Here is a 12343-nt window from a genome sequence, read left to right on the forward strand (position 1 = left end):
CAAAGATAACACGTCTTTCCTTTACAATCCAAATCTATTTAACATAAAATTTACTTTTCCGTAATATTTGAGCTTAACTCGCTGGTAGCATGGGGGAATAATTTTTAAGGGAGTGAGAAGTGAGAAGGGAGAAGTAAGAAGGGAGAAGTTGGTGAAAAATGGGGAATGGGTAATAAGTAACAGGTAATAGGCAATAGGCAATAGGCAATAGGCAATAGGCAAAGGTATTGTTTTTTGTGCGTGCTATTAAATCCTGAACTTTGAATTTGAATTTTTGAATCTTGAATTTTGAATTTTGAATACTAAACCCTGAACAAAGAAATGTAAACTCCAGATGTCCCACCTCTTTCTTCTTACTTCTCACGTCTTACTTCTTACTTCTTACTTCTTACTTCTTACTTCTCACTGCTCACTTGTCACTTCTCACTTCTTACTTCTTACTTCTTACTTCTTACTTCTTACCTCTCTCTTGCCACTTCCACCCTAGCCCGGATTGAAGCAACTGTCTGAGCTCATTTTAATGTTTTTAGTCGCGGCGGCTCCGCCGCCGCGACTAAAAACATTAAAATAGCGAGTGCGGAAAGCCGGAATAAGCTCCTGATTCAAATTGAATGTAAGAGGATTGGAGGGTAAGAGTTTGGTGAGAGATTGTGTGATAAGCTTGTACTTTAACATATTATTCAGTAAAAAAAGGCTCTACATAATGTAAAGCCCTTTCATATATTATTATAATAACAAGTTATTCTTATGTATTTTCCTTCTCTTCTTTTTTATCCGGGAAAATAATTGATAAAATAACGGAGATTACCAATACCCCTCCTACAATTCCTAAAGAAACCGGAGACGGAATATGAATCCACGGTGCAATAAGCATCTTAACTCCGATAAAGGACAGGATTACTGCCAATCCGTAAGGTAGCTTGCTGAACATGTGAATAAAATTTGCCAACAGGAAATACAGTGATCTTAATCCTAAAATTGCAAAAATGTTTGATGTATAAAGGATAAACGGATCATTGGAAATGGCAAATATTGCAGGAATGGAATCCACTGCGAAAAGCACATCGGTAAATTCAATTACCGCCACCACAACCAAAAGCGGAGTTGCCATCTTGATTCCGTTCTGAACGGTAAAGAATTTATCACCTACATAATTATCAGAAACTTTCCAGAATCTTTTGATTAACCTTGCCCCTGCCGTATTGCTGTAATCTTCATCGTCGTCATCGTCTCCGTCGCCCCAGGATTTGATTCCCGCATAGACAAGGAATAGCCCGAATAAAGTCATGACAACATTAATTTTGACAGGATGTCCGAAGATATTCATTTCAGGAAGGTAAGTAAGATTGATCAATCCTACTCCGGCAAAAATGAAAATCGCCCTGAAGATGAGCGCCCCGATAATTCCCCAGAACAATACTTTGTGGTGAAGGTATTTCGGAACTTTAAAAAACCCGAAAACCAGGATGAATACAAATAAATTGTCCACCGAAAGCGCTTTTTCAATCCAGTAGGCTGCCTGATACTGCGTAAATTTCTCTATGGCAAGCTCATGGCTTCCAGGACCTAAATCTGAATTGTACACCCAGTATACGACTCCCGAAAACACCATTGACAGTGAGATCCATACAATTGACCAGATTGTGGCTTCTTTTGAAGAAACTTCATGACTTTTTTTATTGAAAACTCCTAAATCCAGGAGCAACATGATAACTACTGTTACCGCAAATCCCCAAACCAGACCGGGATGAAGATCTAAAATGCTAGTATTTTGTCCCACTTTTAATGTGTTGTTGTTAAAATGATAAAAGCAATAGCTGTACGACGTACAAATATTGCTGTTGTTTATTTTATTTTCAGATTTACATTCAATAGATTTTTGGCTAAAGCCGGATCAAGATCCTTTTTTATTAAGCGGGCTGAAGCCCACTTCTATTGAATATCAGTTGTTATAAATATTTTTGTTTTACCGTTTCAATGGTTTCCTGCAATTTTCTGTCTTTGGTAGGATCTCCGATGGCATTGAATTTCCACTCGTTGTTCCTTCTATAGAAAACGCCCATCACCATCGCAACATGGCCTTTGAAAGAAACATCATTGGCAATATCATATTTTGCAAAAACTTCTCTTACATTGGTAGGGGTTCCTTCATAAATTCTGATTGAAGCAAAAGGAATGGTCCCGAAGTCCTGCCCTTTGTAACTGTTCAGAACAAGAGCAACATGTTCTACATTTGAATCGAGGTTACTGAAATCGATGGTAATCACTTCATTATCCAGTCCGTCATCACCATTTACATCTCCTGTAAGATCGTCGCCGCTGTGTCGTACCGCGCCATTTTTAGATTTAAGGTTACCGAAATAGATTACTTCCGTAGCATTCTTATTAGAATCGTATAAAATGCAGCTTCCATCCAAATCTACTGCTTCGCGTGAGGTTCCTCCAAAGAAACTTTTTTTCTCAATTGCACCCCAGTTGATCCCTACACAAGCCTGTGTAAGGGTTGTTCCATTTTCTTTGGTAAGATTTATTCGTTGACCTTTTTGTAAGTTAATAGCCATCTTTTTATGTTTATTTTTGTTTATATTTTACAAATGATAAAGTGAAGAATCATTATTTCGTACTATTTACTTATTCTTTACAATACTACGATTATAATTACCCCAGTTTTATGATTGTACTTATTAATTATTTAAATTTAAATTCAGCATTGCCCGAAGAATGTTCGTTTCTTCGTTGATATCAAATATTTTGCTGATGATATCTGTATTTTCAAGATTTTTAATATAATCTTTCAGGACCGCTGTCACCTGTTCCGGCAATGTTCTTTTCCTTTCGTACATTGCTTCTTCAAGCTCTTCATTCTTTTTTTTGAGCTGATTGATGATAATTCTGCGGTTCGATTCATTGGGGGCTGTATTCAATTTTTCCATTTTTTTAGGATCCGTTAAATACATTTTATGCCCTTCAAGATCGAAGATGAAAAAATCTTCTGACTGGAAAATTTTAAAAAGCTCGTATTCATTCCCAGAAATGGCATAACCGCACATGAAACGAACTTTAAAATTCTGAATGTTAAGCCTTCCCAGCAATTTTCTTTCTATCTGGTAATCCTGATAGTGGTAAGCCGGAAAAGCGTCCGGTTTCAGCAGTTCTTCATCTACTTCCGATCTGTAGAATTCCGCAGCGTATTTTTTATGGAAATACAGCACATCATCCCAGTTGACCGTAAATTTATTTTCCGTAAGATCCTGATAGAGCCTTTTCAGGTGATGCGAAAAATTTCCGCTGTACATTTTTCGGTCTGTCTCAAAGCCGTATGATTGTTTTTCCTCAAATCCGGAAATGTATTTCCTGTTGACATCTATCTCATTGATCACCGCCAGCATATCATTTTCCTTCTGCCTTTTTATTTTCGTCAGAAGCTCAATGAGACTGTCGGTGTACTGCAGGTGAAAAAGTTCCAACTTACTGTAATCCAATGTCTTATTTTCCAGAAAAAGAGTATGGATACTATCCGTCTTAATGTAGATGGAGATGATATCAACATTTTCAAAAAAATCAGCAAGAAGTTTAAGTTTCGTTAATCTTCTTTTGCTTTGGGACAGTATGTTTACGGCTTCATCATTCACCTTTGTACAATGTTCTTATCCTCTTACGTTTGCTTTCAGTTCGTGTTCCAAGGTCATCAGATCCTGATCCAGCTTTCTTCTGCCTTCGGCTCCCTGTTTCTGAATCTGTTTTACTTCGTTTAATGTATTGATAAGTTTTGATGTTGTTTCTCTCAGCGTTTCGATCGATACAACGGTCTGCTCATTGGCTCTTGCTACATTGATTGAATTCTGTCCGAGACGTTCTGCATTTTTTCTTAAAATCTCTTCCGTGGTAGAAGAAACTTTCTGCTGAATTTCAATATTCTGCTGCTGTCTGTACATGGCCACTGCCAATGAAAGCTGATTTTTCCAAAGCGGAAGCGTCGTTGTGAGAATAGTCTGCGCTTTTTCAGCGATCGAAACGTTATTGTTCTGAACCAGTCTGATCTGCGGAAGCGACTGCATCATAATAAGACGAACCACTTTAAGGTCTGCCAGTCTACGGTCTAATCTTGCAATAAAGTCTCTTTTATCGGCAATCTGGTAATCCTGATAGTTCTGCGGCGCAGCTTCCATGGTGGCAAGCTCCGTTGATGCTTTTTCCATTCTCAGGTTTCCGGCAATCACCAGTTCTTCAATTTGCTTAATTGCAGTAATGTTACTTTCAAATATGGTCTGTAAAACGGCATTATCTTTTGTAGAAGTAATAATTCCTGCATTTACTTTGTATGAGATCTGATCAATATTATTGATGATCTTATCATATTTGGCAAATAAATTCTCAATCTGCGTCATTACACTTTTCATAAAGGGTAATTTGCTTAAAAAACTTTTGAATTTATTCTGATTCAGTTCTTCTACGTCAACGTAATTCAGCTCAACCAATAAATTATTGATGAGCTCCCCCACTTCTCCTGAGTTGGATCTTCTTACATTCCCTAAGAAACTGTCACTCTGGTTAGACAAAGTTCTCTGAAGGTCTGCCCCGAAATTCACAATAGATCCCGGATTGGTTTCATCAATAGAATCTGCAAGAACTTCGTATTTCTGACGTTCTTCCGAGGGTAGTTGGGTAAGGTTTACATTTCCTTCCCTGTCCACAAGCGGAGCGGGAGGTGTACTTTGTGCCTGTCCCGGCGGAGGATCCATGGGAGTCGGTTCAAATGTTTTTAACGGTTCGATTGATCCAAGCGGATCTATTGGTTGATTAGGTTGGTTATCCATGATACAATTATTGATACATTGCTACAAATTTTTCGAGACCTTCTCGCTGTCCGCTTCCTACGGCTTCAAACTTCCATTCTCCGTTTCTGTTATAGATTCTTCCGAATTCTACTGCTGTTTCGATGGAGAAATCTTCGTCCAGTTCATATTTTAAAATTTCTTCGTTAGTATCTGTATTAAAGATTCTGATAAAAGAATTTCTTACCTGCCCGAAGTTCTGTCTTCTGGAATCTGCTTCGTGAATAGTCACCACAACAATGATTTCTTTTACAGCAGCATCAATTTTGGTTAAATCGATTTTAATCTGCTCATCGTCACCAGCCCCGTCACCGGTTAAATTATCACCGGAGTGAATCACTGCCTTATCCGGAGATTCAAGGTTGTTGTAAAAAATAAAATGATTATCGGAAATCAGTTTTTTATCTTCTCCCAATAAAAATAAAGAAGCATCAAGATCGAAAGCCGTTCCCGTAGAGGTATTATTGATATCCCATCCTAAACCTACGGTAAATTTTGGGGCGTTTATATTTTCTCTTTGTCCTTTCTGTAAGTTAATAGCCATAATAGAGTTCAGTTTGTGTTAATATATTAATATTATTTTCGTATTCTTTTATTAAATGATAGTTGTTGCTGATCGCCAGTTCCAGCAGGTGATCCATCTGTTCTTTTTTTACTTTAGACGAAAGATAATCAAAATTACCTGAATCCAGTCCTAAAATATATTTTACAATCCTTGTATTGAACTGAAAACTGGGCTTCAGCATTACTTCTGCGATATGCTCTACGCTTTTTACCGCATAGTAATTAAAATAGTTTTCAATTTTCGGATCAAGCTCAAGATTCATCAGTTCTGCATAGTACATGAAAAGAAAATCTGCTTCTACCTGATATTCATCAAGAATTTTATTCACCGTAAACTCATGACTCCCCGTTATTTTAATATCGTCTATAAAAATACAAAGTTTTCCTCTAAGAAAATCTTTATCAAGATAATAAGTATCATTAGCAATCAGATTTTTACGATCTTCAAAACTTAAATTTCCGTAATCCGTCGTATACGTATGATTTCTGTTGATTTTTGAAAGAATGCTTGATTTTTTTCCTTTCTGAAACAGATAAAAATCCAGATGCTTTTTAAAGTAAAAGCATAAAAAATTGGAAGCCGTAGGAATTGCCATATACGGACTTGGCAGAACCACAATGTCTTTATGCGTATCAAGGATATTGTTGTGTGCAGAAATAAATCCGTCAAATAATTCTTTGGCAAATTTTGCAGCATACGATTTGTCGCCATACTTGAAATAGCTGTATTCCTCAGGCGAAAAAGTGAACTCGTCTGCAGAATGGATATGGTGTAAGCTGTATCGTTTGTTCATAATTTATATTTTGGGTGTCAGTAAGTGTGCATTGAAACCGAAATCCTTTGCACCTTTGTAATCTGCAATAGGATTATCTCCAATGTGTAATATTTGTGAATGATTCAGATCCTGATTTTTAAGCAGGTTCTTCACTTCCTGAAAAATTTTAGGATCAGGTTTCGAGCAATTGGTTTCGTCAGAATAAATATGGAAATCAATATATTGATCAAGGTTTTCATTCATCAGGAATTTTCTCATGGTCTTTCCTTTAATAAAACCGGTATTGCTGAGAATATTAATTGTCTTTCCCTGATTTTTAATTTCATCAAAAAGCTGGTGTAAATTCTCAAAAATCACAACGGGTTTATATTCAAGAAAAAGATCTTCGCTTTTTTGATAAAATGTATTCAACTGATCTTTATCTATTTGTTTTATATCAACTTCCAAAGCATGCAAGATTAATAAATAAATTTCAAAAGTATCTACATTTCCGCCGATAATCTCATTAATGGAATTACACAGGTCATCGTAATATTTTACGACTTTCATCACTTCATCAATCGGCTTGTTAACTTCAAAAAATGAAGAGAACAGCTCAACTCTTTTTGCTTTAAATTCGGGGTGAGATTTTATTAAAGTAAGCCATAGATCAAAGGAAAAATGTGAATGATTATGGATGTCAATATCTGTTTTCAAAATGGTTTAGTTAAAAGTTTATTTAGCTTATTTCCTGAAAAAGATGTTTTAAATGATTATTATTTTCTTTCATCTGTTTGTGTAAAAAATGCAATTCTTTTCAAAGATAGAATTTTTAAATCAATGTATAAATGTAGTTTCAGGTTTTAAGAAATTTTTATGATTTTCTGTAATATTTGATATTGGAAATTCTTTTTAAACGCAAAGTCCTCAAAGATTATTTTATAATTATTGTGGGTATTTTCGTTCGCAAAGGCGTTTCACTCAGCCAAGGCATGATGCTATCATTTGCTGAACGAAGTGCCTTGGCGAACGAAAATGTTTTCAAAGCATTAAACAAAACTTTGCGATCATGGCGTTAAAAATAATTTTACACTCAGCATTTATTTCTTGAATTTTTAGTTGTTTTAAAAAAATTAAAAAAAATTTTTGCTGTTAAAATATTTTTTCTAATTTCGCAACCGATTAAAAATCAATAATGTTAACAAAAATGGTAAATATTTTAATTTTAAACAATCCTATCAGAGCTGTGTACTTTGGTAGCACTAAATATTTATCTGAATAACGACCGATCTATAAAAACATAACAAAGGCCTGTCTGTTCAGATAGGTCTTTTTTGCTACCCTACTTTTCAGCTTTTACATTCGGAAAGGTTGTCTAATTTTTTAACGCAAAGAAAAATTTTCTTACTGAATAAGAAAGTGAGCAAAGATTTAATCAATAAATTGATTTTAAGAAGCTGGCTTCATCAGCGACTTTGTCGCAAATCTTTGCTCTCTTAAATAAAAAACAGTTTTCAAAGAACTTTGCGTTTTAAAACATTTTACAACCTTAAAATCAACAATTTAAATTTAACAAAATGAAATACAACACACGAAATATAGGGATAATAGCACATGTTGATGCAGGAAAAACGACACTCACGGAAAGACTGCTTTATTACACCGGAATGATCCACAAAATCGGAAATGTGGACGAAGGAAATACGACGATGGATAAAGATATTCAGGAGAAAAACCGTGGAATTACCATTTCTTCGGCTGCGATTTCCACTCAATGGAAAAAAGATGAAATTGTCTTCAATATCAACATTATTGATACTCCGGGACACATTGATTTTGCGGTGGAAGTAGAACGTTCTTTACGAGTTTTGGACAGCGTTGTGGCTGTTTTCTGCGCTTCTTCAGGAGTTCAGCCGCAGACGGAAAATGTCTGGTTTCAGGCTGAAAAATATGGAATTTCTAAGATTTGTTTTATCAATAAAATGGATAGAATCGGGGCTGATTTCTTTGCTGTTTTAAATGAAATTAAAACAAAACTGGATGCGGTTCCTTTAGCTTTACAAATTCCGATGGGTTCTGAAGACAGTTTCGAAGGCGTTATCGATTTAATTAAGCAAAAAGCGCTGTACTGGATTGATGAAAACGGAGAAACTATTATTGAAAAAGAAATTCCGGAACTTTACAAAGCTGAAGCTTATGAATGGAGATTAAAATTAATGGAAACTTTAGCGGAATCTGATGAACAGTTTTTTGAATATTTTCTGGATTCTGAAACAAAAATTTCTGAAGAAATGCTTTTCAAAGCGATACAAAGAGCGTGTCTGTCAAGAAATTTAGTTCCTGTTCTTTGCGGTTCCGCATTTAAGAACAAGGGAGTTCAGCCTTTGCTTGATGCAATCGTGACTTATCTTCCTGCTCCAAATCAACTGTCTTTTATCAAAGGAAAGGATGCGAAAACGGAAGAAACGGTGGAACTGGAAAGAAATGAAAAGGAAATGTTTTCAGGATTGGTTTTCAAAGTGGTGATTGATAAACACATGGGTAAACTTTCGATGTTGAGAATTTATTCAGGAAGCATAAAATCCGGCGATACGGTTCAGAATGTAAGAACGGGTGAAAGTTTCAGAATTTCAAGAATTTTGCAGATGCAATCGGACAAAACGATAACGGTTGAAGAAGGAAAAGCAGGAGATATTGTGGCTTTAACCGGAATAAAAGATGCGAAAACCGGAGATTCTTTATCTTTTGTTGGACGGGCTGTTTTGCTTGAATCCATCACAATCCCGGCTCCGGTAATAAGGGTTTCCATTGAACCGAAAACGAATGCCGATGAAAAGTCTTTCGGACTGGTTTTAGCGAAAATTCAGGAAGAAGACCCGTCGTTGGTAGTTGAAAGAGACCGACAAACGGGAGAAACTTTGCTGAGCGGACTGGGAGAACTGCATCTTGAAGTTACTTTAGAGAAAATCAGGTTGAATTACGGAATTGAAATCAATCAGGGAAAACCTAAAGTTTCGTACAAGGAAATTTTAACGGAAACAAGAATTCATCGTGAGAAGCTTGTAAAGCAGACTGGTGGAAGCGGACAGTTTGCGGACATCACTTTTGAAATCGGGCCGAGAAGTGATGACGGAATTGGCTTGGAATTCATCAATCAGATCAAAGGTGGAGTAATTCCTAATGAATTTATTCCGTCTGTTGAAAAAGGATTCAGAGAGGCTATGGAAAACGGAGCATTACAAGGTTATCCTCTGGAAAGCATGAAAGTTACGCTTTTGGACGGATCGACTCACAGTAATGATTCTCATGCACAAGATTTTGAAATGGCAGCGAGAGACGGTTTCCGGGAAATAGGAAAATCATGTAAACCTAAATTAATGGAACCTATCATGAAAGTTGAGATTCAGACGATTGAGGATTATACCGGAACGGTGACTGCGGATATCAACAAACGAAGAGGAATCATCATTTCGATTGATGAGAAATCGGGAAGAAAAGTTTTCACGGCGGAGGTTCCTCTGGCTTCGACTTTCGGGTATATTTCTGATCTGAGAACGTTGACGAGCGGCAGAGCTTCGATCAGCATGAAGTTGTCACACTATGCTTTGGTGCCTGATTTCATCGCGAATACATTAGTAACCTAAAAGACAAGGGCTGTAAATTTATTTTTGCAGTCCTTGTTTGATTATTGAGGTAAATTGTCAATGATGAATTGTTTTTTTCTCCCACTGATTTTGCAAGTTATGCAGATTTTTTTATTTTCTATAGATAACACAAATATTTGGATGAATTTTAAACTTCGATCATCGTAATTCCAGCTTATTCAAATTTTATTTCCCACGATTACACGGATTTACTCAGATGTTTGCAGAGTATTTCTAAACTTCCATCTTCCAGCCTCAAAACCTTCTCCAACACTCAACTCTACAACCGTCCTACTTCTCCGGCATCACCTTGTAGGTAGGATCATCCTGAACATTAACTTCAATAACTGCTTCAGCATTTTTCAGCATTGTACGGCAGTCTTCGCTTAGGTGTTTTAAATGCAGCTTTTTATTTTCCTGTGCGTATTTTTTAGATAATTTGTCTAAAGCGTCAATGGCACTCATATCCACAATTCTGCTTTCGTTGAAATCAATGACTACCTGATCGGGATCATTTACAGGATCAAACTTATCAATAAAAGCAGTAACAGATCCGAAAAACAGCGGTCCGGAGATCTGATAATACTTTACACCATTTTCATCCGTATATTTTCTGGCACGAATTCTCCTTGCATTATCCCAAGCAAAAACCAATGCTGAAATGACAACACCTACCAATACGGCAAGCGCAAGATTATGTAAGATGATGGTAATTAAAGCAACAGTAATACCTACGAAAATATCGGATTTCGGCATTTTGTTGACAATTCGTATGGAAACCCACTGAAAAGTACTGATGGCTACCATCATCATCACGCCGACAAGAGCCGCCATCGGAATTTTTTCAATAAACGGAGCTCCCACTAAAATGATGATTAAAATAGTTACGGATGCAATAATCCCTGAAAGTCTTGTCCGGGAACCGGCATTTAAATTTACCAAAGTTTGGGCAACCATTGCGCAGCCTCCCATTCCACCGAAAAACCCGTTGGTCATATTGCCCAATCCCTGTGCTACGGATTCTTTATTGGCATTTCCTTTTGTATTGGTAATTTCATCCACCATTGATAAGGTAAGCAGTGATTCGATCAGCCCGACTCCTGCCATGACAAGTGCGTACGGAAAAATAATCTGCAATGTTTCGAGTGAAAAAGGAAGATCCGGAATATGAAAGCGTGGCAATGTTCCACTGATGCTTGCGATATCGGCAACGGTTTTTGTATGAATTCCAAAGCCTACCACAATTCCGAACACGATGAGAATAGCAACGAGCGAAGCCGGCACCACCTTTGTTATTTTCGGGAAAAAGTAAACGATGGCAACAGTAAGCAAAGTTAGGCCCAGCATTATGTACAGTGCTGTTCCCTGAAGCCAGCCGGTGATTCCGTTTTCATTAACTACTTTAAACTGCTCAACCTGAGCCATAAAAATGATAACTGCGAGACCATTTAAAAAGCCATACATAACGGGCTGTGGAATCAGCCGCACAAATTTACCCCATTTGAAAACCCCGACCAGCAATTGAAATATCCCGGCCAGAACTACCGTGGCAAACAGATATTCTACACCATGCATTTTTATTAAAGCAATGAGAACAACAATTGTTGCACCAGCTCCACCGGAAACCATTCCGGGACGGCCGCCGAAAACCGCAGTCACCAATCCCATCATAAATGCTGCATAGAGACCAGTAAGCGGCGAAAGTCCTGCCAGAATCGCAAAAGAAAGCGATTCCGGGATCATGGTCATCGCAACCGTAAATCCGGCAAGCAGTTCGTTTTTATAATTTATTTTCTGTGAGAAATCGAATAAAGCGGTGGTATTTTTCATTGTGCAGCAAAGGTAGTTACTACAAAACCTCTATCCAATAGCATGCTATCATTGATTGTGATAAAAAATTAAATTTATCTATCGGTAATTTTAGTTTAAGAAATGGTTTAGAATGAAGTTTCGCAAATCTGTTTTATAGCTTTGCCATATTAAGATTTAAGTTATGATTAAAGGATTATATGAAACCCATATTCAGGTAAGCAACCTTGAAAATGCCATTAGTTTTTACACGCAAGTTTTAGGTTTGAAATTAGCTCATCAGGATAAAAACCGCCGGATTGCTTTTTTATGGATGGGAAAAGATAAAGATTTCATGCTTGGGCTCTGGGAGCAGAAAGAAAACCTGCAAACCCGTCATTTTGCTTTCAGCGTTGATAAAGAAAATCTTTTGAATAAATCCGTTGAATTTCTCAAGAATAAAGATTTAATGCCCTACAACTTTCTGAAAAACGAAAATGAAAAGCCAATGGTTTTTGCCTGGATGCCGGCCTTGGCCATCTATTTTAATGATCCCGACGGAAACCAGCTGGAGTTCATATCCATTCTGGAAGGTGAAGGAAAACCGGAGCTGGGTGTTCTTTCTTATGAAGAATGGCTTGACAAAACTTTATAAAAAAGACGAAGCCGTCTCACAACTGAGGCGGTTTTTTTTATTAAAAAAAGTTGTAATATTAGCGAGTATTTTGTATATTTATCTGGTAATCAGTCATATATA

General features: G+C 36.9%; 10 protein-coding genes. 2 read left to right on the forward strand and 8 right to left on the reverse strand.

The annotated features are described in order from the left end of the window. Positions 1-745: 745 nt before the first annotated feature. From BUA76_RS18695 to BUA76_RS18725, 7 genes are all read right to left on the reverse strand, one after another. On the reverse strand, positions 746-1780 hold the full coding sequence (locus BUA76_RS18695) for a TerC/Alx family metal homeostasis membrane protein (protein WP_072886319.1): 1035 nt from the start codon (positions 1778-1780) through the stop codon (positions 746-748). 169 nt (positions 1781-1949) lie between these two features. Further along, positions 1950-2561 carry a TerD family protein gene (locus BUA76_RS18700; protein WP_072886320.1) on the reverse strand — a complete coding sequence of 204 codons (612 nt, stop codon included), beginning with the start codon at positions 2559-2561 and terminating at the stop codon, positions 1950-1952. 123 nt (positions 2562-2684) lie between these two features. After that, positions 2685-3632, reverse strand: coding sequence for a hypothetical protein (locus BUA76_RS18705; protein WP_072886321.1), 948 nt, complete (start codon positions 3630-3632; stop codon positions 2685-2687). Positions 3633-3647: 15 nt separating this feature from the next. Then, positions 3648-4817: a toxic anion resistance protein gene (locus tag BUA76_RS18710; protein ID WP_143149955.1), complete on the reverse strand. Its 1170-nt coding sequence runs from the start codon at positions 4815-4817 to the stop codon at positions 3648-3650. Positions 4818-4824: 7 nt separating this feature from the next. Next, positions 4825-5379: a TerD family protein gene (locus BUA76_RS18715; protein WP_072886322.1), complete on the reverse strand. Its 555-nt coding sequence runs from the start codon at positions 5377-5379 to the stop codon at positions 4825-4827. Continuing rightward, the gene (locus BUA76_RS18720; protein ID WP_072886323.1) at positions 5369-6193 is read right to left on the reverse strand and encodes a phosphoribosyltransferase family protein; all 825 of its coding nucleotides are present in this window, start codon (positions 6191-6193) and stop codon (positions 5369-5371) included. The genes BUA76_RS18715 and BUA76_RS18720 overlap by 11 nt, the downstream gene beginning before the upstream one ends. Positions 6194-6196: 3 nt before the next feature. Then, the gene (locus BUA76_RS18725) at positions 6197-6871 is read right to left on the reverse strand and encodes an HAD family hydrolase (protein WP_072886324.1); all 675 of its coding nucleotides are present in this window, start codon (positions 6869-6871) and stop codon (positions 6197-6199) included. A gap of 860 nt (positions 6872-7731) precedes the next feature. On the opposite strand from BUA76_RS18725, the gene fusA reads away from it, so the two are divergent. Further along, positions 7732-9798 carry an elongation factor G gene (gene fusA / locus BUA76_RS18730; RefSeq protein WP_072886325.1) on the forward strand — a complete coding sequence of 689 codons (2067 nt, stop codon included), beginning with the start codon at positions 7732-7734 and terminating at the stop codon, positions 9796-9798. A 291-nt stretch (positions 9799-10089) separates the two neighbouring features. Here fusA and BUA76_RS18735 read toward each other — a convergent pair whose 3' ends face one another. Beyond that, positions 10090-11628 (reverse strand): SulP family inorganic anion transporter, encoded by a 1539-nt coding sequence (locus tag BUA76_RS18735; RefSeq protein ID WP_072886326.1) that lies wholly within the window; start codon positions 11626-11628, stop codon positions 10090-10092. 163 nt (positions 11629-11791) lie between these two features. Here BUA76_RS18735 and BUA76_RS18740 point away from each other — a divergent pair, with 163 nt between their 5' ends. Further along, a complete protein-coding gene (locus BUA76_RS18740) occupies positions 11792-12241 on the forward strand; it encodes a VOC family protein (RefSeq protein ID WP_072886327.1) in 450 nt (149 codons plus the stop codon). Positions 12242-12343: the final 102 nt, after the last annotated feature.

This window comes from Chryseobacterium takakiae, assembly GCF_900129385.1.
GTDB classification, from domain to species: Bacteria; Bacteroidota; Bacteroidia; order Flavobacteriales; family Weeksellaceae; genus Chryseobacterium; species Chryseobacterium takakiae.